23 protein-coding genes are annotated in these 23,133 nt (G+C 67.0%); 10 read left to right on the top strand and 13 right to left on the bottom strand.

Annotated features, from left to right (window positions below; all coding sequences use genetic code 11):
• Positions 1–16: 16 nt before the first annotated feature.
• From sufD to GRB96_RS13390, 5 genes are all read right to left on the bottom strand, one after another.
• On the bottom strand, positions 17–1,378 hold the full coding sequence (gene sufD / locus GRB96_RS13410) for a Fe-S cluster assembly protein SufD (protein WP_161432608.1): 1,362 nt from the start codon (positions 1,376–1,378) through the stop codon (positions 17–19).
• The gene (gene sufC, locus GRB96_RS13405) at positions 1,375–2,127 is read right to left on the bottom strand and encodes a Fe-S cluster assembly ATPase SufC (protein ID WP_161432607.1); all 753 of its coding nucleotides are present in this window, start codon (positions 2,125–2,127) and stop codon (positions 1,375–1,377) included. The genes sufD and sufC overlap by 4 nt, the downstream gene beginning before the upstream one ends.
• 44 nt (positions 2,128–2,171) lie before the next feature.
• On the bottom strand, positions 2,172–3,614 hold the full coding sequence (gene sufB / locus GRB96_RS13400) for a Fe-S cluster assembly protein SufB (protein WP_161432606.1): 1,443 nt from the start codon (positions 3,612–3,614) through the stop codon (positions 2,172–2,174).
• Positions 3,615–3,686: 72 nt separating this feature from the next.
• The gene (locus GRB96_RS13395; protein WP_161432605.1) at positions 3,687–4,151 is read right to left on the bottom strand and encodes an SUF system Fe-S cluster assembly regulator; all 465 of its coding nucleotides are present in this window, start codon (positions 4,149–4,151) and stop codon (positions 3,687–3,689) included.
• 205 nt (positions 4,152–4,356) lie between these two features.
• Complete coding sequence (locus GRB96_RS13390) at positions 4,357–4,695, bottom strand: zinc ribbon domain-containing protein YjdM (RefSeq protein WP_161432604.1); 339 nt, start codon at positions 4,693–4,695, stop codon at positions 4,357–4,359.
• 131 nt (positions 4,696–4,826) lie between these two features.
• Here GRB96_RS13390 and GRB96_RS13385 point away from each other — a divergent pair, with 131 nt between their 5' ends.
• Complete coding sequence (locus GRB96_RS13385; protein ID WP_161432603.1) at positions 4,827–5,735, top strand: complex I NDUFA9 subunit family protein; 909 nt, start codon at positions 4,827–4,829, stop codon at positions 5,733–5,735.
• A 115-nt stretch (positions 5,736–5,850) separates the two neighbouring features.
• Positions 5,851–6,945 (top strand): histone deacetylase family protein, encoded by a 1,095-nt coding sequence (locus tag GRB96_RS13380; protein WP_338074041.1) that lies wholly within the window; start codon positions 5,851–5,853, stop codon positions 6,943–6,945.
• 1 nt (position 6,946) lies between these two features.
• Here the strand turns inward: GRB96_RS13380 and GRB96_RS13375 are convergent, their stop codons facing one another.
• The gene (locus GRB96_RS13375; protein WP_161432602.1) at positions 6,947–7,372 is read right to left on the bottom strand and encodes an Hsp20/alpha crystallin family protein; all 426 of its coding nucleotides are present in this window, start codon (positions 7,370–7,372) and stop codon (positions 6,947–6,949) included.
• Positions 7,373–7,713: 341 nt separating this feature from the next.
• Here GRB96_RS13375 and GRB96_RS13370 point away from each other — a divergent pair, with 341 nt between their 5' ends.
• Positions 7,714–9,150: an alanine/glycine:cation symporter family protein gene (locus tag GRB96_RS13370; RefSeq protein ID WP_161432601.1), complete on the top strand. Its 1,437-nt coding sequence runs from the start codon at positions 7,714–7,716 to the stop codon at positions 9,148–9,150.
• A gap of 75 nt (positions 9,151–9,225) precedes the next feature.
• On the opposite strand, the gene GRB96_RS13365 is transcribed toward GRB96_RS13370, so the two are convergent.
• Positions 9,226–9,984: a VIT1/CCC1 transporter family protein gene (locus tag GRB96_RS13365; RefSeq protein WP_161432600.1), complete on the bottom strand. Its 759-nt coding sequence runs from the start codon at positions 9,982–9,984 to the stop codon at positions 9,226–9,228.
• Between the two features lie 127 nt (positions 9,985–10,111).
• Here GRB96_RS13365 and GRB96_RS13360 point away from each other — a divergent pair, with 127 nt between their 5' ends.
• From GRB96_RS13360 to GRB96_RS13350, 3 genes are all read left to right on the top strand, one after another.
• Positions 10,112–11,170 carry an SO_0444 family Cu/Zn efflux transporter gene (locus tag GRB96_RS13360; RefSeq protein ID WP_205743539.1) on the top strand — a complete coding sequence of 353 codons (1,059 nt, stop codon included), beginning with the start codon at positions 10,112–10,114 and terminating at the stop codon, positions 11,168–11,170.
• 69 nt (positions 11,171–11,239) lie between these two features.
• Entirely contained in the window at positions 11,240–12,484 is a 1,245-nt protein-coding gene (locus GRB96_RS13355; RefSeq protein ID WP_161432599.1) for a M20/M25/M40 family metallo-hydrolase, read from the top strand.
• Positions 12,485–12,691: 207 nt separating this feature from the next.
• On the top strand, positions 12,692–12,940 hold the full coding sequence (locus GRB96_RS13350; protein WP_161432598.1) for a hypothetical protein: 249 nt from the start codon (positions 12,692–12,694) through the stop codon (positions 12,938–12,940).
• Between the two features lie 84 nt (positions 12,941–13,024).
• Here GRB96_RS13350 and GRB96_RS13345 read toward each other — a convergent pair whose 3' ends face one another.
• Positions 13,025–13,930: a ribose-phosphate diphosphokinase gene (locus GRB96_RS13345; RefSeq protein WP_161432597.1), complete on the bottom strand. Its 906-nt coding sequence runs from the start codon at positions 13,928–13,930 to the stop codon at positions 13,025–13,027.
• 4 nt (positions 13,931–13,934) lie between these two features.
• Positions 13,935–15,515, bottom strand: coding sequence for a thymidine phosphorylase family protein (locus tag GRB96_RS13340; RefSeq protein ID WP_161432596.1), 1,581 nt, complete (start codon positions 15,513–15,515; stop codon positions 13,935–13,937).
• A gap of 170 nt (positions 15,516–15,685) precedes the next feature.
• On the opposite strand from GRB96_RS13340, the gene GRB96_RS13335 reads away from it, so the two are divergent.
• Both GRB96_RS13335 and GRB96_RS13330 read left to right on the top strand, forming a co-directional pair.
• Positions 15,686–16,147: a potassium channel family protein gene (locus tag GRB96_RS13335; RefSeq protein WP_232913090.1), complete on the top strand. Its 462-nt coding sequence runs from the start codon at positions 15,686–15,688 to the stop codon at positions 16,145–16,147.
• Positions 16,148–16,223: 76 nt separating this feature from the next.
• Positions 16,224–17,156, top strand: coding sequence for a 2-dehydropantoate 2-reductase (locus tag GRB96_RS13330; RefSeq protein WP_161432595.1), 933 nt, complete (start codon positions 16,224–16,226; stop codon positions 17,154–17,156).
• 57 nt (positions 17,157–17,213) lie between these two features.
• Here GRB96_RS13330 and GRB96_RS13325 read toward each other — a convergent pair whose 3' ends face one another.
• On the bottom strand, positions 17,214–17,591 hold the full coding sequence (locus GRB96_RS13325) for a thiol-disulfide oxidoreductase DCC family protein (RefSeq protein ID WP_161432594.1): 378 nt from the start codon (positions 17,589–17,591) through the stop codon (positions 17,214–17,216).
• Positions 17,592–17,733: 142 nt separating this feature from the next.
• Between GRB96_RS13325 and GRB96_RS13320 the strand changes: the two genes are divergently transcribed.
• Positions 17,734–18,420, top strand: coding sequence for a type 1 glutamine amidotransferase domain-containing protein (locus GRB96_RS13320; protein WP_161432593.1), 687 nt, complete (start codon positions 17,734–17,736; stop codon positions 18,418–18,420).
• Between the two features lie 99 nt (positions 18,421–18,519).
• On the opposite strand, the gene GRB96_RS13315 is transcribed toward GRB96_RS13320, so the two are convergent.
• On the bottom strand, positions 18,520–18,999 hold the full coding sequence (locus GRB96_RS13315) for a YbhB/YbcL family Raf kinase inhibitor-like protein (RefSeq protein WP_161432592.1): 480 nt from the start codon (positions 18,997–18,999) through the stop codon (positions 18,520–18,522).
• 68 nt (positions 19,000–19,067) lie between these two features.
• On the opposite strand from GRB96_RS13315, the gene GRB96_RS13310 reads away from it, so the two are divergent.
• Complete coding sequence (locus tag GRB96_RS13310; protein WP_161432591.1) at positions 19,068–19,532, top strand: flavodoxin family protein; 465 nt, start codon at positions 19,068–19,070, stop codon at positions 19,530–19,532.
• A 73-nt stretch (positions 19,533–19,605) separates the two neighbouring features.
• On the opposite strand, the gene fadA is transcribed toward GRB96_RS13310, so the two are convergent.
• Both fadA and fadB read right to left on the bottom strand, forming a co-directional pair.
• A complete protein-coding gene (fadA, locus tag GRB96_RS13305; RefSeq protein ID WP_161432590.1) occupies positions 19,606–20,784 on the bottom strand; it encodes an acetyl-CoA C-acyltransferase FadA in 1,179 nt (392 codons plus the stop codon).
• A 30-nt stretch (positions 20,785–20,814) separates the two neighbouring features.
• Positions 20,815–23,019, bottom strand: coding sequence for a fatty acid oxidation complex subunit alpha FadB (gene fadB / locus GRB96_RS13300; RefSeq protein ID WP_161432589.1), 2,205 nt, complete (start codon positions 23,017–23,019; stop codon positions 20,815–20,817).
• Positions 23,020–23,133: the final 114 nt, after the last annotated feature.

The following is a 23,133-nucleotide window of genomic DNA, read 5'->3' as shown; positions in this document are numbered from 1 at the left end:
CCTCATGGGCTCTCGGTTATTCATCACCCATGGCCACGGCGGCTTCCACCAGCCCGGCCAGGTTGAAGCGCTCGGGCAGCTTGCCGGCCACGGCGAGCTCCACACGCTCGGCGATGGCATCCAGGTTCACCTCCTCCAGCACCTCGCCGGCGAAGGCCAGGGTCAGCAGACCGCGGGCGGTCTGGCGGTCGATGCCACGGCTGCGCAGGGCATAGATCGCCTCCTCGTCGAGCTGGCCGGTGGTGGTGCCGTGGGAGCACTTGACGTCATCGGCGTAGATCTCGAGCTCCGGCTTGGCATCGATCTCGGCACGGTCGGAGAGCAGCAGGTTGGCGTTGCTCTGGAAGCCCTCGATCTTCTGGCTGTCGCGCTTGACCACCACCTTGCCGTTGAACACGCCGTGGGCGCGGTCATCGAGGATGCCCTTGTAGTTCTCGTTGGAGAAGGTATGGGGCGCGTTGTGGTTGGCCAGGGTGTGGCTGTCCACGTGCTGACGTCCCTGGCCGTAGAACAGGCCATAGAAGTCGCAGGTGGCATTCTCGCCATTCAGCTCGCTGATCAGGTCGGTGCGCACCAGGGCGCCACCCAGGTTCAGGTTGAACGAGGTGTAGCGGCTGTCGCGGGCCTGCTCGACGTGGATCGAGGCCACATGCAGGTCAGCCAGCGGCGCCTCCTGCAGCTTGTAGTGGGTAAGGATGGCGTTGCGCTCGAGGATGATCTCCTCCACCAGATTGGTGAAGTTGGCGGCCTCCTCCTCGCCCACGTGGTGCTCGACCAGGGTCGCCTGGCTGCGCCCGCCGGCCTGGACCAGGATGCGCGGATGGCTCATCACCGGCTGCGCTCCGTTCCTGGAAAGGAACTGCAGGATGATCGGCTTCTCGACCACCGTGCCCGGCGCCAGGCGCAGCACGGCGCCCTCCTCCATGAAGGCGGTATTGAGCGCCGAGAAGGGCGAGAACTCGACCCCGGTGAGGCGCCCCAGCGGACCACCCACCGCCTCGTGGTTCTCCTCCAGGGCCGCCGAGAGCGGCACCAGGCTGACACCCGCCGGCAGGTCGTCGAGCCGCGACAGGGCCGGGGCGAAGACGCCGTCGACGAAGGTCAGCCGGTGCGCATCGATGGGCAGGGTCAGGGCCGCCGCGCCCGCCTGGGAGAACTCGGCATCCTCGGCCAGGGCGAAGTCGCCCCGGGCGATGGCGCGCACGTCGGTGTACTTCCACGCCTCGTCGCGGCGGGTGGGGAAGCCCATCGCCTCGAAGCGGGCCGCACCGGCCTGGCGCCGGGCGGCGATCCAGGTCGGCTCCTGGCCCCGAGTCTCGAGGCGGCCGGCGCGGAACTCGGCCAGGCGGTCGAGAAAACGTTGTGTCTCTTCACTCATGCGGCAGACTCCTCCAGCACCCAGTCGTAGCCACGGGATTCGAGTTCGCGCGCCAGTTCCGCGTCGCCGCTCTTGGCGATGCGGCCGTCGATCAGCACGTGCACGCGATCGGGCACGATGTAGTCGAGCAGGCGCTGATAGTGGGTCACCAGCAGGATGCCACGGTCCTCGGCGCGCAGGCTGTTGACCCCGTCGGCCACCACGCGCAGGGCGTCGATGTCGAGGCCGGAGTCGATCTCGTCGAGCATGGCGAGCTTCGGCTGCAGCACCAGCATCTGCAGGATCTCGTTGCGCTTCTTCTCGCCACCGGAGAAGCCCTCATTGACGGAACGCTGCAGGAAGCTGGCGTCCATCTGCATCTCGGCGATCTTCTCCTTGATCAGCTTGAGAAACTCCGGGGCAGGCATCTCGCCCTCGCCGCGGGCCGCCCGCTGGGCGTTGAGCGCCGACTTGAGCAGGTAGATGTTCTTCACCCCGGGGATCTCGACGGGGTGCTGGAAGCCCAGCAGCAGGCCGGCCTGGGCGCGCTCCTCGACCTCCATCTCCAGCACGTCCTGGCCCTCGAAGGTGATGGAGCCCGAGGTGACTTCGTAGCCTTCCTTGCCGGCGATCACCGAGGAGAGGGTCGACTTGCCGGCCCCGTTGGGGCCCATGATGGCGTGCACCTCACCGGCATTGATGGTCAGGGAAAGGCCCTTGAGGATTTCCTTGCCCTCGACCGTGACGTGCAGATCCTTGACTTCGAGCATCGTGAATACCTTTTGATTCGAGAAAGCGATTGGCAACAGGGTGATCAGCCGACGGAGCCTTCGAGAGTGACGCTGAGCAGCGCCTCGGCCTCGACGGCAAACTCCATGGGCAGCTCCTGGAAGACGTCCTTGCAGAAGCCATTGACGATCATGCTCACCGCGTCCTCCTCGGAGATGCCGCGGCTCTGGCAGTAGAACAGCTGGTCCTCGCCGATCTTGGAGGTGGTGGCCTCGTGCTCCACGGTGGCGGTGCTGTTGCCGATCTCCTGGTAGGGGAAGGTGTGGGCGCCGCACTTGTCACCGATCAGCAGCGAGTCGCACTGGGTGAAGTTGCGTGCCCCCTTGGCCCGTGGGCCGATTTTCACCAGGCCACGGTAGGACTGGTTGCTGCGGCCGGCGGAGATCCCCTTGGAGATGATGCTGGAGCGCGAGCCCTCGCCGATATGGATCATCTTGGTGCCGGTATCGGCCTGCTGACGGCCGTTGGTCACCGCCACCGAATAGAACTCGCCCTTGCTGTCCTTGCCGCGCAGCACGCAGGAGGGATACTTCCAGGTAATGGCGGAGCCGGTCTCGACCTGGGTCCAGCTGATCCGCGAGCGGTCGCCACGACAGTCGCCGCGCTTGGTGACGAAGTTGTAGATGCCGCCCTTGCCATCCTCGTCGCCGGGATACCAGTTCTGCACGGTGGAGTACTTGATGTAGGCGTCATCCAGCGCCACCAGCTCGACCACCGCGGCGTGCAGCTGGTTCTCGTCACGCATCGGCGCGGTGCAGCCCTCCAGGTAGGAGACCTGGGCCCCCTCCTCGCAGATGATCAGGGTGCGCTCGAACTGGCCGGTGTTCTCGGCGTTGATACGGAAATAGGTGGAGAGCTCCATGGGGCAGGTCACGCCCTTGGGCACGAAGACGAAGGAGCCGTCGGTAAACACCGCGGAGTTGAGGGCCGCGAAGTAGTTATCGGTCTGGGGTACCACACTGCCCAGGTACTGCTTGACCAGCTCCGGGTACTCCTTCACCGCCTCGGAGATGGAGCAGAAGATCACCCCGGCCTCAGCCAGCTTCTCCTTGAAGGTGGTGGTCACCGAGACGGAATCGAACACCGCGTCCACCGCCACGCCGGCAAGGGCGGCGCGCTCGTGCAGCGGGATGCCCAGCTTCTCGTAGGTCTCGAGCAGCTTGGGGTCCACCTCGTCGAGGCTCTGGGGACGATCCTCGGGGCGCTTGGGGGCGCTGAAGTAGGAGATCGCCTGGTAGTCGATGGGCGGATAGTCGAGGTGCGCCCAGGAGGGTGGCGTCATCTTCAACCACTTGCGATAGGCGTCCAGGCGCCACTCCAGCATCCACTCCGGCTCGCCTTTCTTGTTCGAGATGAAGGCGATCACATCCTCGTCGAGGCCGGGCGGTAGCGTGTCGCTCTCGATGTCGGTCACGAACCCTTCCTTGTAGTCGCGACGGACCAGCTGTTCCATTTCCTGACTTGCCATGATCTCTCCCCTCCCGGGCGGTTGGGCCGGCGAGACGGGCTCGCCGATTGAATCCGATGAAACTTGAGTGGCTCAGGCCGTGTCGGCGGCCAGGCTCACGCTCTGGATGGGCAGCTGCACCGGCAGCTTGATCGGCGAGGCGCTGGCCAGATGGGCCAGGGTCACGCTGCCGAGCAGGGTACGCACCCCCAGCGAAACGCGCTGCCAGTTGTCGGCCACGCCGCAGGTAGCGGCCAGGTCACAGTCGCCCTCGGCATGACTGCATTCGGTCATCGCCACCGGCCCCTCGATGGCGGTGATGATGTCGATGGCGGTGATCTCGGAGGCGGGCCGCGCCAGGGAGTATCCCCCCTGGGCACCGCGCCGCGACTCCAGCAACCCCGCCTTGACCAGCATCTTCAGCGTCTTGCTGACGGTGGGATGCGGAAGCTGGACCGCTTCGGCGAGTTCGGCCGCCGCCTGGGGCTGCTCGGGATGACGGGCAATCTGGGCCATCACAACGGCGGCATAGTCGGTCAGCCGCGAGAGCTTGAGCATGACGAGCCTCCTGTCAGCGAGCGGCCCGGCGGAATACCGTGCCTCGATTGCGGACCATTTTAGTCCTGTATGAATTCGATGTGAAGCCCGCAAGACGGTTTCCCTGCCAGAGGGGCAGCTTTACAGCACGATAGGCACCATTCGCATCAAGAACGTCTATCGTTCTCATTGTTGCCCGCTATCGCAACCCTTGCCCCGAGCCTGCTCATGCCTTCTTCACGAACTCGGACTTCAGCTTCATGGGGCCGACCCCGTCGACCTTGCAGTCGATATCGTGGTCGCCCTCCACCAGGCGGATATTCTTGACCTTGGTGCCCACCTTCACCACCAGGGAGGAGCCCTTGACCTTGAGGTCCTTGATCACGGTCACGCTGTCGCCATCGGCCAGGGGGTTGCCGTTGGCATCGCGTACGTGGAGGGTGTCGTCGCTCTCGACGTTCGCTTCCCCGGACCACTCGTGGCCGCACTCCGGGCAGACATACTGGATGCCGTCCTCATAGGTATAGGGGGAAGAGCAGGCGGGACAGACGGGCAGATCGCTCATGGCGGGCTCCTGACGGGGTGACGGAAAGCCGCCAAGCGTACACCGCGGCGACACGGGTCTCCAGCGGACACATGACGGCCGCGGCCCGGCCTGGCAGGATTGACGCTCTTGATCGACGAGAAGGAAGCAGCATGCAGGAGGGCCCGACCACGGTATTCGGTGGCACCGGTTTCCTCGGCCGCGCCATCGTGCGCGAGCTGGTGGAGGCCGGCCGGGCGGTACGCATCGCCGCGCGCCACCCGCGCCTGCCCGACTGGCGCGAGCCCGGAGACCGCATCGAGAGCGTGGCGTGCGATATTCGCGACGAGAGTCAGGTGGCCGCCGCCCTGGCAGGCAGCGTCGCCGCGATCAATGCGGTAGGCCTCTACGTGGAGCGGCGCCGGGCGGGGCTGACCTTCACCACGATCCACGCGGAGGGGGCCGACCGACTGGCCAGGCTCGCCCGGGAGGCCAGCATCGCGCGACTGGTGCATGTCTCGGGCATCGGCACCAGCGCCGACTCCCCTTCCGCCTATGTGCGCGCCCGCGCCGCCGGCGAGGACGCCGTGCTCGAGGCGCTGCCCAAGGCGATCCTGCTGCGCCCCTCGGTGCTGTTCGGCCCCGATGACGCCCTGCTGGCCAACCTCGCCCGGCTGGTACGCCTGCCGCTGGTGCCGCTGTTCGGGCGAGGCGCCACCCGGCTGCAGCCGGTGCATGTGGACGACGTGGCCCGCGCCGCGGTGCGCCTGAGCGGCTCTCGCCCGGTGGCGCGCCGACTCTTCGAGCTGGGTGGCCCCGAGATCCTCAGCTACCGCGAACTGGTCCAGCGGGTGGCGGCGCAGCTGGAGCGTCATCCGCGGCTGGTGCCGCTGCCCTTCCTCGCCTGGCGCCTGGCCGCCGCCCTGCTCTCCCCGCTGCCCTCGCCGCCGCTGACCCGGGACCAGGTGTGGCTGATGCAGCGCGACAACCTGGCCGACCCGGACGCTGGGGGCTTCGCCGACCTCGGCATTGTGCCGCGCACCCTGCATGACAGCCTGCCGCGCTGCCTGCCCGAAAACTGACGGGCCCGTGGGTGACGCAATATGCATCCCCGTCGGACAGCGCGCCGCCTGGCCGGCTATGCTGGGAAGGCGGGCCCACCTCCAGCCGGGCCTCGACCATCAGGGAGCCCCAGCCGTGAGCGACCAGAATCGGGTGATCGCCTTCTATGACGAGCGCATGCTGGCCCACGAGCCGGATATCGAGGCGCCATTCCTCCCGGGACGCATGGACACGCGAATCCGCTCGCTGCTGTCGGGTCTCGGGGTGCCCTGGAAGTACCCGGAACACCCCGCCAGGCTCACTGCCATCCGCCACTTCCTCGAACTCGAGCCGGTCCCCGGGGTGACCTTCGAGGCGGGCGTGGCCGCGACGCGCGAACAGCTGGCACGGGTCCACACCCTCTCCTATCTCGACAGCATCTTCCAGCTGCGCGGCAAGAGCGCCTGGCTGGACGTGGACACCACGGCGGTGTCACCCGGCAGCGTCGAAGCGGCCGAGGTGGCCGCCGGCACGGCGATCGCGGCAGTGGAGGCGGTGATCGAGGGACGCGCGGAGAGCAGCTTCGCCCTGGTGAGGCCCCCGGGCCATCACGCCGAGCCGGTTCGCGCCCGGGGCTTCTGCCTGTTCAACAACGTGGCGGTAGCCGCCGCCCATGCCCAGGCGATATTGGGCTGCGAGCGAGTGATGATCGTCGACTGGGATGCCCACCACGGCAACGGTACCCAGGACATCTTCTGGGCCGATCCCGACGTGCTGCTCTTCGACATCCACCGCGGCGCACCCTTCTACCCCGGCACTGGCAGCCTGGAGGAGGTCGGGGTAGGCCTCGGTGATGGAACCAACGTCAACGTGCCGCTACCGGCCGATGCCGGTGACGCCGCCTACCTCAAGGCGTTCCGCGAGATCCTGGTTCCCGCGGCGAAGTGCTTTCGGCCCGACCTGATCCTGGTGTCCGCGGGCTTCGATCCCCACAGCCATGACCTGGCCTTGAATGTTTCCTATGACGGCTTTGCCGCCATGACCGGCATCCTCCAGGCCCTGGCCCGGGAGCAGTGCGGAGGTCGACTGGTCTTTGTGCTGGAGGGAGGCTACAACCTCATCTCCCTGTCACGCGGGGTCAGCGCGGTGCTGCGCGTGCTGGCCGGAGAGGCGCCGCCGGAACCCGGGCAGCGCGGGATAGCCGAAGTGGAAGCCGCCGCTGCCTTCCATCGCGGCGCCTTCCTCGGCTAGCTCACTTGACCTCGACCTTGCGCCGAGTGGCCTTGTTGAGCTTGGGAAGGGTCAACTCGAGGATGCCGTTCTTGAAGCTCGCCTCGGCCTTGTCGGCGTCGATATCGCTGGGCAACGGCACGCTGCGACTGAAGGAGCCGGTGGTGATCTCGGAGCGATAGAACTCGCCCTCCTCCTCCTTGCTCTCCTGCCGGTGCTCGCCCTTGACGGTGACGCTGCGGTCGCTGACCGACACCTCGAGATCCTCGCGCTCGAAGCCGGGCACCTCGGCGCGCACCACTACCTCGGCATCACGCTCGATCACGTCGACCTTGGGCATGCCCTTGTCGAACCCGGCAAAGCGCTCCCACAGCGAGTGGTCGCGATGCAGCATGGGCATCCAGCCGCGATCGAAGACGTTATCGAAGAAGCGATCGAACTCCTGCAAGGGACTGACGCTCCGCGACGCCGTTTTCGGAGCCGGGGACGTTTCCTTGGATTTCTTGGCCATACAGGCACCCTCCAGACTCTTGGCAACAGGTTGATGGCAGGACCCGGCACGCAGCTCCCGGCGACGCTCGTCACCACGCCCGCAATGGCAGGTCCCTCAATCAGCAGCCTAGACCAGCCCCGCCCGCTCGACTTGATACATGTCAAGCATGGCTCCCTTGCCTCCACCAACAAGGCAAAAGAAAAAACCATAACAACACTCCCCTGCGGAAAGAGTTGCCAACAGAAACGGAAAATGAAGAATAGCCGCCCGAACCCATCGCAAATCAGGCGACTTTCATGGAATTCTTCAACCGACTGGTAGACGGCGGCAATGGCCTGCTGTGGGGCAGCGTACTGATCTACCTGCTGATCGGCGCCGGTCTGTACTTCACCGTGATGACTCGCGGTATCCAGTTCCGCTACTTCGGCCATATGTTCAAGCTGCTGAGACACTCCCGCGAGGGGGACGGTGGCATCTCCTCATTCCAGGCGCTCTCAACCAGCCTGGCGGCTCGGGTAGGCACCGGCAACCTGGCCGGCGTCGCCGTGGCCATCTACTTCGGCGGCCCCGGCGCCATCTTCTGGATGTGGATGACGGCTCTGGTCGGCATGGCCACCAGCTTCGTGGAATCCACCCTGGCCCAGGCCTACAAGGTCGATCACGGTGACCAGACCTTCCGCGGCGGTCCGGCGCGCTACATCGAGCGTGGCCTGGGCCTGCGCTGGCTGGCCGTGCTCTTCTCGATCTGCCTGATCATTGCCTTCGGCCTGGCCTTCAACAGCGTACAGGCCAACTCCATCGCCCAGGCGATGCAGGAGGCCTTCGCGGTACCCACCTGGGCCATGGGCCTGGTACTGGTCGTGGTGGTCGCACCGATCATCTTCGGTGGCCTCAAGTCCATTGCCCGGGTCGCCGAACTGGTGGTGCCGCTGATGGCGCTGCTCTACCTGCTGCTGGCGGTGACCGTGGTACTGCTCAATATCGGCGACCTGCCCGCAGCGCTGGGCACCATCATCAGGAGCGCCTTCGGACTCGAACAGGCTGCCGGCGGCGCGGTGGGCTATGCGGTGGCCCAGGCCATCATGAACGGTATCAAGCGCGGGCTGTTCTCCAACGAGGCGGGCATGGGCTCGGCTCCCAACGCCGCGGCCACCGCCACCACTCACCCCAATCACCCCGCGGCCCAGGGCTTCATCCAGATGCTCGGTGTCTTCCTCGACACCCTGGTGATCTGCACCGCCACCGCGGCCATCATCATCATGGCAGGCCCCGAGCTGCTGGCCAGCGACCAGGCCAATGGCATCCAGCTCACTCAGATCGCACTCTCCCAGCACGTGGGCGAGTGGGGTGGCAAGTTCATCGCCATTGCCATCCTGCTGTTCGCCTTCACCTCGGTGATCGCCAACTACTCCTATGGCGAATCCAACGTGGAGTACCTGGCCGGCCCGCGCCGCGCACCACTGGCCATCCTGCTCTATCGCCTGGCCGTGCTGGGAATGGTAATGGTCGGATCCATGGCAAGCCTGGGGGCCATCTGGAACTTCGCCGACCTCTCCATGGGCATGATGGCACTGATCAACCTGGTCGCCATTCTGCTGCTCTCACCGGTGGCCTTCGCGCTGTTCCGGGACTATGAGCGCCAGCTCAAGGCGGGGCAGGCCCCCACCTTCGACCCAAGCCGCTTCCCCAGGCTGGCCGACAAGGTCGACCCCAGGGCCTGGCCCGGGCACTGAGGCGAGCCCATTCAGCGCCAGTTCACCACCGTAACGCCACGCCCATGCGTGGCGTTGCTTGTTTCTCCGGGCCAACTAGAGGCCGACGCCGAACAGGGCCTGGGCGAGATGGCCGGTGAGGAAGGCGAGCCCCGCCGCGGCGCCCCCCATCAACAGGGTACGCACGCCGGAGGCCAGCACCGGCTGGTGGTAGACGAGACTCTTGCCCATGCCGATCAGGAAGAACATCACTCCGGCGAGAGCAAGGCTCGCCAGGAACTGGGTATTGGTGGCCAGGCCGGGCACGGCGTAGGGCAGCAGCGGTACCGCGCCCACCACCAGGAAGGCGGCAAAGGTCACAAGCCCCGAACGCAGAGGGCTCAGCCCCTCGGTCTGCAGGCCATGCTCCTCGCGCAGCATGGTCTCCACCCATAGCTCGCGGTCGCTGCAGATGGTCTCCACCACCTGCTCCAGCACCTCCCCCTTGAAGCCCTTGGCGATAAATATCTGGCGGATCTCCTCGCGCTCGCCATCGGGGATCACGTCGATATGGTGGTGCTCATCGCGGCGCACCCCGTCGACATGCTCACGCTGCGCCTTGATCGCCTCGTAGTTGCTGATCGCCATGCTGAAACCGTCGGCCAGCAGGTTGGCGAAGCCCAGCACCAGCGCCACCGTGGCCGAGAAGCCGGCCCCGAAGGCACCCGACACCACTGCAAAGGTGGTCACGCAGCCGTCGATGCCACCGAGGATGGCATCGGGCAGGCTCTGCCCAGCATTGCCGCCCTGCAGGCGGCGGCGAATGGCCTCGGGATGATGCTCCTGCTCCAGGTCGCCACGCTTGTATCCTTGCATGCTGCTCCCCCGATTCACCGATATCCTCAATGCCAGCTTCGCATATCCGGTGACGCCAGGCAGCCACTGCTGAGTGGGGGCCGGTGCATGGTAAGCTGGGGAAACACACTCATGGGAGCCTATCGCCATGACGCTGATTCACGCCATCCTGCAGGTTGCCCTCTCGGCCGCTCCCTGGCTGTTGCTGGGGCTGACCATCGCCGGCCTGATCAAGGCGCTGCTCCCCGAGCAGCTGCTGCAGCGCTGGGTCGGCGGGCGCGGCGTGGCCAGCGTGACCCGCGCCGCCATCATCGGCGCCCCGCTGCCACTGTGCTCCTGTGGCGCCATTCCCACCGCCCTGGCACTGCACCGTGGCGGCGCCGCGCGCGGCCCGACCACCGCCTTCCTGATCGGCACCCCGGGCATCGGCGTCGACTCGCTGGCCATCAGCTATGCCCTGCTGGGCCCCTTCATGGCCGCCGCCAGGGCACTTACCGCCGTGATCACCGCCATTGCCACGGGGCTGCTGGTCGGCACCACCGCAAGCGCTGCACCCGCCGCTCCTGCGGCAACACCAGCCGGCTCCGGCTGCTGCGCGAGCGGTGGCTGTGCCGGTTCGGGCAGCCAGCCCGAGGGTCCCGAGCCCCTCGCCCGGCGCCTGTCAGGCGGGCTGCGCTATGCCTTCAGCGATATCCTCGATGATATCAGCCGCTGGTTGCTCGTCGGCCTGGTAGTGGCCGGTGCCCTGATCGCTCTGGTGCCCGCCGAACAGCTCGCCGCCTTCGGCAGCGGGCTCCCCGCCATGCTGTTGATGGCGGTGATCGGCATTCCCATGTATCTGTGCGCCACCGCGGCCACCCCGATAGCCGCTGGCCTGTTGCTGGCCGGCGTTTCGCCGGGCACCGTGCTGGTCTTCCTGGTGGCCGCCCCCGTCACCAGCCTGGCTACCCTGGGGGTGCTGCGCCGGGAACTGGGGGGCCATGCGCTGATCGCCTACCTGGCCGGCATCCTGACCAGCGTGTTACTGCTGGGGCTGGGCACCGATGTCCTGGCCAATGTCTGGCAACTGAATATCCCGGATCAGGTCGAGGGGGTGCAGGAACTGCTGCCCGAATGGCTGGAAGCGGCGGCCCTGGTGGTACTGCTGGTACTCGCCATCAAGCCGCTGCGCCAGCGGCTGGGCGTCCTGCTTCCCCAGCGCGCCTGACCCACGTCTCGACACCCATCACGACGCGGGCGCCGGTCATGGCGCCCGCCATGCAAGGAGAACCAACGAATGAGCGATACCCCCTGGACGTCCGCCATGCCCGAGGAGCAGTTCGAGCTGATGCGCAAGATCCTCGCCGCACCAAGCCCCGTGGGGCTCGAAGGGGCCATGACCTACGGCGTGCTCAAGCCCCATTTCGAGCGCTTTGCCCCCGATGGCTGGCAACTCCACCAGTTCAAGGGGCACGCCGGTGTGGTGCTGGACACCCACCCGGGCCGCGACGACCTCTTCAAGGTGATGATCATCGGCCACGCCGACAAGATCCGCATGCAGGTGCGCTCCATCGGCGAGGACGGCAAGATCTGGATCAACAGCGACTCCTTCCTGCCCAACGTGCTGGTCGGCCATGAGGTGACCCTGTTCAGCGAGGACCCCGAGGCACCGGGAAGCTACCGGCGCATCGAGGGCGGCACCGTGGAGGCACTGGGCGCCATCCACTTCTCCGACCCGGCCCAGCGCAATGGTGACAAGGGCATCAAGAAGGAGCAGCTCTACCTCGACCTGCAGATCCATGGCGACAACAAGAAGCAGCAGGTGGAGAACCTGGGCGTGCGTCCCGGCGACGCCATCCTGCTGGAGCGTCCCATCCGCCACGGCTTCAGCCCGGACACCTTCTACGGCGCCTACCTCGACAACGGCCTGGGCTGCTTCGTCACCGCCGAGGTGGCGCGACTGATCGCCGAGGCAGGCGGCACTGAGAAGGTCAGGGTGATGTTCGCCATCGCCAGCTACGAGGAGATCGGCCGCTTCGGCAGCCGGGTGCTGGCCGGGGAGCTCGAGCCGGACGCCATCATCGCCGTGGACGTCAACCACGACTATGTGGCCGCACCCGGCATCGGCGACCGCCGCATGCAGCCTCTGGAGATGGGCAAGGGCTTCACCATGTCGGTGGGCTCCATCGCCAGCGAGCAGCTCAACCGCATCATCGAGAGCACCGCCCGCGAGCATGCCATCCCCATGCAGCGCGACGTCGCCGGTGTCGACACCGGTACCGACGGCATGGCCGGCGTGCTCGCCGCGGTGGACTGCGTGGCCACCTCCATCGGCTTCCCGATCCGCAACATGCACACCATCTCGGAGACCGGCAACACCCGGGATGTGGTGGCGGCGATCCACGCCATCACCCGCAGCTTGCAGGCCCTGGATGCCCTGCCCGACCCGCACCGCGAGTTCCTCGACCACCATCCGCGCCTCGACCAGGCCGGTCCGCTGGGCCATCGTGGTGGCGAGAAACCGGCAGACCAGCAGAGCTGACCGATACTCCGCGACGCCTGTCGTGACACCGACACCAGGACCCCGCATGCCTGCATGCGGGGTCCTGTCGTTTGCGGCATCCATCATGCCGGCGAGGAATGATGCACTGGCGTCATGGGGAGTGTGACAACGGCATTCACATTCGCTCAGGAAATCCACTGCAGGGGACTATCATGTGTCTCACAGTCACCAGCCAGTGAGAGCGTCATGCAACCCTTCCTCGTCGACGTCTACGCTATCCACCCCCGCGGCCATGAACACCACCTCGGCGGCGGCATCTTCCACGCCACCAACGCTGGCGAGGCCGAGGAACTGGCCACCCAGGAATTCTGGCAGGAAAGGCTGGAGGATCAGGGCTTCGACATCGGCTTCCAGACCGACCAGCCCGAGACCGGTCACAAGGTGATGAGCCTGGAGAGCCTCAGGGCCTTCATGCCACGTCCCGCCTTCGCCTGAGCCGCACAGCAACCCTGCGACCGCGCCGCCTTCCTGGGCGGCGCGGTCGTTTTGTATGGATTCATCACCTTGACCGGCTGGGGGTTACCACAACCCTTCCAGGGCCTCGGCCAGCACCGGCGCCATGGCGATGGCATTGCTCTGATGGGCAATACAGTCGGTACTCCACACTTCTCCTACGCCGGCCGAGCGAATCACCGCCAGGGCATCATCGGCAAACAACGCATGGGTCAGGGCCAGGTCCACCGACGCCGCGCCCGCGGCAAGCAACGCCTCGGTGGCCCGGGCCACGGTATGCCCGGAGCTCGCCACGTCGTCCATCAGCACCACCTGGCGACCCGCCAAAGAAAGTTCGGGGAGTTGGATCGACACATCACGATCGCCGTGGCGTACCTTGCGGCACACCCCGAAGTCGCCGCCGGTGACCGCGGCAGCCTGGGCCACCCACTGCCTCGCCTCCTCGTCCGGGCCCAGCAGCAGTGCCGCGGGGCGCTTCTCGGCCACCAGTTCGGCCAGGCGTGGCGCACCGGAGAGCGCGATGGCGTGCTCGAGGGGGATCGCCTGGTCGAGGCGCTCGATGCGATGCAGGTGCGGGTCCACGGTGATCACGGCGTCGAACAGCTCGGCCAGGAAGCCACCGACGATGGTCTGGCTGACGATCTCGCCGGGGTGGAAGGCGATATCCTGGCGCATGTAAGCGAGGTAGGGCGCCACCAGCACCAGGCGCCTCACGCCCTGGCGGCGCGCATGGCGGGCCAGCAGCAGCAGCTCGACCAGCTTGTCGTTGGGCCGATCCAGGCTGCGATAGACCACCAGGTTCTCGGGCAGGGCGCCCTCACTGCTGACGGGCAGGGTCAGCTTCAGCTCGGCATCGGGGAAGCGGTGGCGCTCGACGGCCAGTGACTGCATGCCGGTGGCGTCGGCCAGGCGCCGAGCCGCGGCGGCCTCGTCGGCGAAATGCAGGAGTGCGCATGCCTTGTCTCGGTTCAAGGGATCACATCTCCACGTTAAGGTGCATCAGCTGATCACGCTGCCCCAGGGTCACACCGCTGTCGCGCTCGCTGGACTGGTGGGCCAGCGACAGCTCGTTGCGGAAGGCGGCATAGACGGTATAGAGCGTCTGGCCGGCCCTGATCGTATCGCCCAGGCGCACGGCCATGTCGACCCCCGCCCCGAGGGCCTTGGGCGCCCCGGCCAGCCTGGCGATGCGCGCCAGCTTGAGGTTGTCGATGCCCACCACCACGCCATCCTCGGGTGCCAACACCTCGAAGCGGTGCGGCGCCAGGGGCGGACTCTCCGGGTCGAAGGGCTTCGCCCCCTGGGCCTCGATGATCGCCTGCATCTTCTCCAGGGCACGCCCGGAATCGAGGATATCCCGGGCGATGCCAAAGCCGTCACCGCCGCGCACGTCGGGGTCGAACTCCAGTATCCGCCCGGCCAGGCGCAGCGCCTTCTGGCGCAGGTCCATGGGGGCATCAGGATGATTGGTCAACACCTGCATCACGTCGCGGGCCTCGAGCATGGGGCCGATGCCGCGACCGATGGGTTGGCTGCCGTCGGTGATCACCACGTCCAGCGTCAGCCCCATGCGTCCGGCAACGAACTCGAACAGCTTGCGCAGTTGGCGGGCCTCGGGCATGGAGCGCACCTTGGCATGGGGGCCCACGGGGATATCCAGCAGCAGGTGGGTGGAGCCGGCGGCGACCTTCTTGGAGAGGATCGAGGCGACCATCTGGCCCGGTGAGTCGATGGAGAGCGGGCGCTCCACCGAGATCAGCACGTCATCGGCCGGCGAAAGCTGGCTGGTGCCGCCCCAGGCGAGGCAGCCGCGATGGGTACGCACGATCTCGCCCAGGGCGTCGAAGGGCAGGTCGACGTTGGCCAGCACCTCCATGGTGTCGGCGGTGCCCGAGGGCGAGGTGATGGCTCGCGATGAGGTCTTGGGGCAGAGCAGCCCGTGGGCAGCGACGATGGGCACCACCAGCATCGAGGTCCGGTTGCCGGGGATGCCGCCGATGCAGTGCTTGTCGACCACCGGCTGCTCGTGCCAGTCGAGGCGACGCCCCACCCGGCACATGGCATCGCTGAGGTAGAAGATCTCCTCGCGATCCAGCTCGCCCAGGTCACAGGCCACCACGAAGGCGGTCAGCTCGATCTTCGAGTAGCGCAGCTCGGCGATGTCCTGGATGATCGCCCGGTAGTCGTCGCGCTCGAGGCGCTCGCCACGGATCTTGCGGTGCAGGGCGGGAATCGAGGCCGGCGGCTCGGCCTGGGAGACGCTCACCGGCCGTCCCTCCTCCAGCCCCAGCGAGACGAAGGCGTCCTCGGAGAGGCCGAGCTGCTGGCAGTCGACGATGCTGGGGTCATCGACCACGTTGAGGCTGGCGAGGATACGCTGGCCATTGGCACGCACCTCCACCTTGGAGAGGGCCTGGAAGCCCTCGGCACGGTAGAGGTGGCACTCGCGATGCAGGTAGGCCACGTTTTCGCGATAGGTGTCGATACCCACCCGCTTGAGTACCAGCGGCGAGAGGGTATCGTCCAGCGGTGCCACCGCGGGGGAACTCTTCTTCATGGCGACGTCCAGGGGCGTGGCAGCCAGGCCCATGGCCGGACCATCACGGGTTGGTTGGATACCTCCATCCTACCAGCCGCCGCGTCGGGGCGTCATGGCGTCGCGCGGGGCTTAACGCGGGTCGTCGGATCACGCTAGGCTGACGGCTTCCGACCAGCGGAGTACCTCCAGTGTTCGATGCCTACCTGGATCCAGGCCACTTCTGGGCCGTGGCCACTGCCCTGATCGCGGTAACGCTCTGCATCCTGCTGCACTACGAGGTGTCGATGCGGCTTTGGCGGGGACTGGAACGCGCCCATGGCACCCTGCGCCGGCGCTTCCTGATGCTCAGCTTCGTGCTGTTTGGCGCCCATGTGGCAGAGATCTGGATCTTCGGCGTGGCCATGGCCCTGCTTGCCGAACATCCCCTGGCAGGGCAGCTGGTGGGACTCGAGACCGTTACCCTGCTCGACTACGTCTACTTCTCCGCCATCACCTACAGCACCCTGGGTTACGGTGACCTATTTCCCACCGGGCCGATCCGCTTCATCACCGGCAGCGAGGCACTGCTGGGTTTCATGCTGATCACCTGGTCGGCTTCGCTCACCTTCCTCGAGATGCAGCGCCACTGGTCGGCCCGCCGCGAACGCTGAACCGGGGTGCCGGCCGTGCCGTTAGCGCCACGGCGGTGTAGGCTCTGCCTGATGACATCGGCACGAGGAGAGAGGGATGCGTTTCGCGATCATGGGCAGCGGCGGCGTGGGCGGCTACTTCGGCGCGCGCCTGGCCGCAGCCGGCCACGAGGTCACCTTCATCGCCCGCGGCGAGCACCTGGCCGCCCTGCAGCGCGACGGGCTGCGAGTCTCGAGCATCGAGGGCGACCTGCACCTGACCGAGGTGAAGGCAACCGACGACCCGCACACCGTCGGCGTGGTGGATGCCGTCATCGTGGCGGTCAAGGCGTGGCAGGTCAGCGAGGCCGCCGAGGCGATACGCCCCCTGGTGGGGGCCGAGACCCTGGTGGTCCCGCTGGAGAACGGTGTCGAGGCCGCTGATACCCTGGCCGAGGCACTCGGTAAGGAGAGCGTACTGGAGGGGCTGTGCGGGATCCTCGCCTGGCAGGAGGCCCCGGGGCATATCAGGCATGCCGGCGTCGCCCCCTTCGTGCGCTTCGGCGAGCGCGACAACCACACGAGCGAGCGCGCCGAGCGCCTCAAGGCCGCCTTCGATGCGGCCCATGGCGTCACCGCCGAGATCCCCGACGATATCCAGGCCGCGGTGTGGAGCAAGTTCCTGTTCATCTGCGCCATGAGCGGCATCGGAGCCATCACCCGCGCACCCATCGGCGTGACCCGCCGCCTGCCCGAGACCCGCGAGATGATTGAGCAGATCCTCACAGAGATCGTCGCGGTGGCCCGGGCGCGAGGTATCGCCCTGCCCGAGGATGCCGAGGCGAGGGCGCTGGGCTTCATCGATGCCCTGCCCGAGGCGAGCACCGCCTCCATGCAGCGCGACATCATGGCCGGCCGCCCCTCCGAACTGGAATCACAGAACGGGGCCGTGGTGCGCCTGGGCCGCGAGGCCGGGGTGGCCACCCCGGTCAACGCCCTGATCCACTCGGCCCTGCTGCCCCAGGAGCGCAAGGCGCGGGAGGCAAACTGAGACACCGCCACGCTCGCCAGCCATCAACCTGCCGTAGAGGCCGAGATGACACGCCCTTTACGGCAGGCGCCCCTGGCGCGCCAGGCGTCGCCTGACCCAGGCGTCATAGCCCCGGCGCAGCAGCGACTTGACGCCGGGGAGACCGATCAACCAGGCCAGGGGCCTGAGCCGCGACACCCGGCGCATCAGCAGGATATAGGCGTCGATGCCCTCGCTGATGCGCCCGTCCTCCTCCTCCACGTGCAGCGAGAGCAGCGCCGCCTGGGGGTCGACGCCCCTGTCCCGTAGCGCCTGCTGATGCTCGGTCACGTCGCACCACTGAACCTGCGCGCCCGCCTCCCCGGCCCAGCGCTCGTAGCGGGCGCGGTCACGCCGGCAACCGGGGCAGATGCCGTCGTAGTAGACCCGCAAGACGTCGTTACGCCCCTCTGGCATGACAGGCCTCCGCTTCCCCGTGCCGACATGATGGATACCCTGCATGCCGGCCATAGCCAAACTCCAATTCCCGAGTGGCATGCTCTTGCTTCACAATGGATCGCGACGCTTGCGAAGACAATGCTACAGACAGGAGAGCTCCATGAGCCAACGTATTCTGATGGTCCTTACCTCCCATGACCGCCTCGGCGACACCGGCAAGCCCACCGGGTTCTGGCTGGAGGAGCTGGCGGCACCCTACTATGCCTGCCTGGATGCCGGTGCCGAGGTGGTACTCGCCTCGCCCGCCGGCGGCCAGCCGCCGCTGGACCCCAGCAGCGACGCCGAGGAGAGCCAGACCGAGGCCACCCGGCGCTTCAAGCAGGACCCGGAAGCCCAGCAGCAACTGGCCACCACCCGTCGTCTCGACGAGGTGAACGCCGACGACTTCGATGCCATCTTCTACCCCGGCGGCCATGGCCCGCTGTGGGATCTGGTGGACAATCCCGACTCCATCCGCCTGATCGAGACCTTCTGGGCCCAGCAGAAGCCCGTGGCGGCGGTGTGCCACGCTCCCATCGTGCTGCTCCATGCGCGCGACGCCAACGGGGAGCCGCTCGTCCGAGGCCGCCGGGTCACCGGCTTCACCAACGGCGAGGAGGACGCCGTGGGGCTGACCGAGGTGGTGCCGCAACTGGTGGAGGAGGCCTTGAAGGCCGCCGGCGCCGACTACTCCAAGGCGGATGACTTCGCGCCCTATACCTGCCGCGACGGCCGCCTGATCACCGGCCAAAACCCGCCCTCCTCGGAGCCTGTCGCCAGGGTGCTGCTGGAGGCACTGGCCGAGTGATCGCCTGACCACCCGGCAGCGCCCCCACCCAGGGCAGGAAATGACGACGCCCCGGCATCCATCAGGATACCGGGGCGTCGTCGTCTGGAGCGGAGATGATCAGCCGCGACGGTAGGTGCCCACCAGGCGATTCATGCCCAGCAGATGCGGCTCGACCTTGACCAGCAGGTCACGCAGCGAGAGCCCTTCGGGAAGGTCGTCGGTGGGCTTGTCCATCGCCAGCACCCAGAAGTAGTAGCGGTGGTCGCCGTGCCCTTCCGGGGGCATGGGGCCGCCGTAGCCCAGCTTGCCGAAGTCGTTCTTGCCGCGAGTTCCCACCCGGGTCGCCTCCTCCAGGCTGCCGGTGGACGCCGGAATGTTGTAGAGCACCCAGTGCACGAAACCGTAGGTGCCGTTCTGCACCAGCGGGGCGTCCGGATCGTGGCAGATCAGGGCGAAACCCTTGGTGCCCTTCGGGGCGTCCTGCCAGACCAGTGCCGGCGAGAGATCATCGCCCTCACCCGTATGCTTGGCAGGAATGGCACCCCCGTCCTCGAAGGCGGGGCTGGAGAGTCGCAGGGTCGACAGGGCGAATGCCATGGATGATCCTCCTGATGAAAGCGAATAAGTGCCGATGTAGCCTGGGAAACAACCGAGGAGCTGTCAATATGCCCAAGCGCCTGCTGATCGTCGCCCATGCCCCCTCCCCCAACACCGCCAGGCTGCTCGAGGCCGCCGAGCGTGGGGCGTGCCATCCCGATATCGAGGACGTGGAGATCACCGTCAAGGCACCGCTGGAGGCCGGCCCCGAGGATGTGTTGGCCTGCGATGCCATCCTGCTTGGTACCACGGAAAACCTGGGCTACATGAGCGGCGCCCTCAAGGACTTCTTCGACCGCAGCTACTACCCGGTGCTGGAGGAAAAGCAGGGGCTGCCCTGCGCGCTCTATGTCCGCGCCGGCCATGACGGCACCGGCACCCGCCGGGCCGTGGAGGGCATCATCACCGGCCTGCGCTGGAAGTGGGTGCAGGAACCGCTGACCCTGCGCGGCGAGTGGCAGGAGGACTTCGTCGGCCAGGTGGAGGAACTGGGCATGGCCATGGCCGCGGGGCTAGAGGGCGGCATGCTGTAGCTTTGGCACTTGCAAACGCAAGCGGCGGCGGTCCAGAGAGCGCCGCCGCTTGTATTCAGGGAAACCCGAGGCCCTACTTCAGCCGTTCGAACACCGTGGCCACGCCCTGGCCCATGCCGATACACATGGTGGCCAGGCCCAGGGTGGTGTCGCGCTCGCGCATCACGTTGAGCAGGGTGGTGCAGATGCGCGCGCCGGAGCAGCCCAGCGGGTGGCCCAGGGCGATGGCGCCGCCATGCAGGTTGACCTTCTCCTCCATGACATCACGCAGCCCGAGATCCTTGAGCACCGGCAGCGCCTGGGCGGCGAAGGCTTCGTTGAGCTCCACGGTGTCGAGATCGTCGGCCGTGAGGCCGGCGGCCTTGAGCGCCTTCTTCGAGGCCGGCACCGGGCCATAGCCCATGATGGAGGCGTCACAGCCGGCCACGCCGGTGGAGAGCACCCGAGCGATGGGCTCGAGACCCAGCGCCTGGGCGCGCTCGTAGCTCATCACCGCCATGGCCGAGGCGCCCACCGAGAGCGCCGAGGAGGTGCCTGCAGTGACGGTGCCGCCACGCGGGTCGAAGGCCGGCTTGAGCTCGGCCATCTTCTCCAGGCTGGCATCGGCACGGATCACCTCGTCGCGCTTGACCAGGGTGCGGAAGCCATTGGCATCATGCCCCTCCACGCCGATGATCTCGTTGTCGAAACCGCCCTTCTCCATGGCCGCCTGGGCACGCTGGTGGGAACGCACGCCGAAGGCGTCCTGCTCCTCACGGGAGACGCCATGCATCTTGCCCAGCAGTTCGGCGGTCAGGCCCATCATCATCGCCGCTTTGGCGACATGCTTGCTGGCCGACGGATTGACGTCAACACCGTGGGTCATGGGCACGTGCTCCATGTGCTCCACGCCACCGATCACGTAGAAGTCTCCCATGCCGGCCTTGATGTTGGCCGCAGCGATATGCAGCGCGCTCATCGAGGAACCACACAGGCGGTTGACCGTCTGGGCCGGCACGCTGCGCGGAATGCCGGTCAGGATCGCCGCGTTGCGGGCGATGTTCATGGACTGCTCCAGGGTCTGGTTGACACAGCCCCAGATCACGTCGTCAACCTCTGCCGGATCGAGGCCGGCATTGCGCTCGAACAGCGACTGCATGACGGCGGCAGAGAGGTTCTCGGCGCGCACGTGTCGGAAGGCGCCGTTCTTGGCCTTGGCCATGGCGGTACGCACACAGTCGACCACCACGATATCTCTCGGATTCAGACTCATTGCTTGCGACTCCTGTTGTCGTGGCGGGGATCAGGCCTGGGCCGGGGCCTGGTTCTGGGTGTCGTAGAAGCGCTCGCCGGCGGCGGCCATCTCACGCAGCTTGTCGGTGGGCGCATAGAGGGCACCCAGCTCCTTGGCCAGGTCGTCGGCCAGCGCGACGAAGGCATCCACGCCCATGGCGTCGATGTAGCGCAGCGCCCCCCCACGGAACGGCGGGAAGCCGATGCCGTAGATCAGCGCCATATCGGCCTCGGCCGGGCTGCCGACGATGCCATCCTCGAGGCAGCGCACGGCTTCCAGGCACAGCGGCACCATCATGCGCGCGATGATCTCCTCGTCGCTGAACTCGCGGCTCTCCCTGGCCACCCCCTTGACCAGCTCGATGGCGGCCTCGTCGCGCACCTTCTTCGGCTTGCCGCGGCGATCCTCCTCGTAGGCGTAGAAGCCTTTGGCATTCTTCTGGCCCAGGCGGTCGTTCTCGAACATCATCTGGATGGCGCTCTGGCTGTCGCCTTCACCCTTGGCGCCACCGGCCAGGCTGCCCATGCGCTCCGGGAAGCCCTCGGCCATCACCTCGCCGGCGTGCACCGCGGTATCCAGGCCCACCACGTCGAGCAGGTAGGCGGGGCCCATGGGCCAGCCGAACTTCTCCATCACCTTGTCGACCCGCGCGAAGTCGGCGCCCTGCTCCATCAGCAGGCTGAAGCCGCCGAAGTAGGGGAAGAGCACCCGGTTGACCAGGAACCCCGGACAGTCGTTGACCACGATGGGGGTCTTGCCCATGGCCCGGGCGTAGGCCACGGTGGCGGCCACGGCGGCATCGCTGGTCTGCTCGCCGCGGATCACCTCCACCAGTGGCATGCGGTGCACCGGGTTGAAGAAGTGCATGCCGCAGAAGTTCTCGGGGCGCTTGAGGTTCTGTGCCAGGCGCGTGATGGAGATGGTGGAGGTGTTGGAGGTCAGGATGGTCTGCTCGCTCACCTCGGCTTCCACCTCGGCCAGTACCGCCTCCTTGACCTTCGGGTTCTCGACCACCGCCTCGACCACCAGGTCGACGTGGCCGAAGTCGCCGTAGGCGAGGGTCGGACGAATATTGGTGAGCCGCTCGGCCATCTTCTCGGTGGTGAGCTTGCCACGCTCCACCTGCTTGGCGAACAGCTTGCGCGCCTCCTTGAGGCCAAGCTCGATGGCGTCGTCCTTGATGTCCTTCATCAGGATCGGCGTGCCCTTGCTGGCACTCTGGTAGGCGATACCGCCGCCCATGATCCCGGCGCCGAGCACGGCGGCCTGCTTGACCGGGCGCGCCTGCTTCTCGTAGCGGGCCCCCCTCTTCTTGACCACCTGGTCGTTCATGAACAGGCCGACCAGGTTGAAGGCCACCTCACCCATCGCCAACTTGACGAAGGCCTTGGACTCGATGGCCTGGGCCCGGGCGCGCTCCTCGCCGGCGCCCTTCTGGATCACCTTGATCGCCTCTACGGGCGCCGGGTAGTGCGGGCCCACCTTGCCGGCCACATAACCCTTGGCCGTCTCGAAGGCCATCATCTGCTCGATCGGCCCCAGCTTGAGTGGCTGCTGCTTCTCGGCGCGGCGGGCCCGGTAATCCAGCTCACCGGCGATGGCGCGGGCCAGGATATCGCGGGCCGCCGCCTCCAGCTGCTCGGCCGGCACCACGGCATCCACAGCGCCCATCTTCAGGGCGACATCGGCCCGGTTCTGGGTGCCGCCGGCGATCCACTCGACGGCGTTGTCGGCGCCGATCAGACGCGGCAGGCGCACGCAGCCGCCCCAGCCGGGCAGGATGCCGAGCTTGGTTTCGGGCAGGCCGATCTGGGCACTCTCGCTCATCACCCGGAAGTCGGTGGTCAGCAGCACCTCGCAGCCACCGCCCAGCGCCAGGCCATTGATGGCGGTGACGGTGGGGAACGGCAGGTCCTCGATGGCATTGAAGATCCCGTGGACCCGCACCAGCATCGACTCCAGGAAGTCCCCCCCCTTGCCGAACATGGCCTGGAACTCGGTGATGTCGGCGCCGACGATGAAGGCCTCCTTGGCGCTGGTGAGCAGCAGGCCCGCCAGACCACTCTCGCCTTGCAGCGCCTTGACCGCTTCATCCAGCTCGGTGACCACCGCGCTGGAGAGCTTGTTGACCGACTCGTCCTGCAGATCGAAGGTGAGCGTGGCGATATCGTCATCGCCACGCACCACCGTGATGGCATTGCCCTGATAGATCATTCCGCGAATCTCCCGATTTCATACGGCCGTTTGAATGCGCACAGCTTGGTTCAGCCTGGCGCCGGCGTCAAGTGTCTCTGCCAAAGACCCAGGGCCATCGCAGATGGCAGCACC

The sequence above is a fragment of the Halomonas alimentaria genome (assembly GCF_009902005.1).
GTDB classification, from domain to species: domain Bacteria; phylum Pseudomonadota; class Gammaproteobacteria; order Pseudomonadales; family Halomonadaceae; genus Halomonas; species Halomonas alimentaria.
Note: the sequence above shows the minus strand (reverse complement) of the source record. Positions and strands in the feature narration are given on the sequence as shown.

Bases quoted from the DNA above. Each gene is read 5' to 3' on its own strand.
- GRB96_RS13325 (WP_161432594.1), bottom strand. From the start codon at position 17,591: ATGCCAGAGGGGCGTAACGACGTCTTGCGGGTCTACTACGACGGCATC.
- sufD (WP_161432608.1), bottom strand. From the start codon at position 1,378: ATGAGTGAAGAGACACAACGTTTTCTCGACCGCCTGGCCGAGTTCCGC.
- GRB96_RS13370 (WP_161432601.1), top strand. From the start codon at position 7,714: ATGGAATTCTTCAACCGACTGGTAGACGGCGGCAATGGCCTGCTGTGG.
- fadA (WP_161432590.1), bottom strand. From the start codon at position 20,784: ATGAGTCTGAATCCGAGAGATATCGTGGTGGTCGACTGTGTGCGTACC.
- GRB96_RS13395 (WP_161432605.1), bottom strand. From the start codon at position 4,151: ATGCTCAAGCTCTCGCGGCTGACCGACTATGCCGCCGTTGTGATGGCC.
- GRB96_RS13310 (WP_161432591.1), top strand. From the start codon at position 19,068: ATGCCCAAGCGCCTGCTGATCGTCGCCCATGCCCCCTCCCCCAACACC.
- GRB96_RS13365 (WP_161432600.1), bottom strand. From the start codon at position 9,984: ATGCAAGGATACAAGCGTGGCGACCTGGAGCAGGAGCATCATCCCGAG.
- GRB96_RS13390 (WP_161432604.1), bottom strand. From the start codon at position 4,695: ATGAGCGATCTGCCCGTCTGTCCCGCCTGCTCTTCCCCCTATACCTAT.
- sufC (WP_161432607.1), bottom strand. From the start codon at position 2,127: ATGCTCGAAGTCAAGGATCTGCACGTCACGGTCGAGGGCAAGGAAATC.
- GRB96_RS13385 (WP_161432603.1), top strand. From the start codon at position 4,827: ATGCAGGAGGGCCCGACCACGGTATTCGGTGGCACCGGTTTCCTCGGC.
- fadB (WP_161432589.1), bottom strand. From the start codon at position 23,019: ATGATCTATCAGGGCAATGCCATCACGGTGGTGCGTGGCGATGACGAT.
- GRB96_RS13340 (WP_161432596.1), bottom strand. From the start codon at position 15,515: ATGAAGAAGAGTTCCCCCGCGGTGGCACCGCTGGACGATACCCTCTCG.
- sufB (WP_161432606.1), bottom strand. From the start codon at position 3,614: ATGGCAAGTCAGGAAATGGAACAGCTGGTCCGTCGCGACTACAAGGAA.
- GRB96_RS13355 (WP_161432599.1), top strand. From the start codon at position 11,240: ATGAGCGATACCCCCTGGACGTCCGCCATGCCCGAGGAGCAGTTCGAG.
- GRB96_RS13350 (WP_161432598.1), top strand. From the start codon at position 12,692: ATGCAACCCTTCCTCGTCGACGTCTACGCTATCCACCCCCGCGGCCAT.
- GRB96_RS13330 (WP_161432595.1), top strand. From the start codon at position 16,224: ATGCGTTTCGCGATCATGGGCAGCGGCGGCGTGGGCGGCTACTTCGGC.
- GRB96_RS13360 (WP_205743539.1), top strand. From the start codon at position 10,112: ATGACGCTGATTCACGCCATCCTGCAGGTTGCCCTCTCGGCCGCTCCC.
- GRB96_RS13320 (WP_161432593.1), top strand. From the start codon at position 17,734: ATGAGCCAACGTATTCTGATGGTCCTTACCTCCCATGACCGCCTCGGC.
- GRB96_RS13315 (WP_161432592.1), bottom strand. From the start codon at position 18,999: ATGGCATTCGCCCTGTCGACCCTGCGACTCTCCAGCCCCGCCTTCGAG.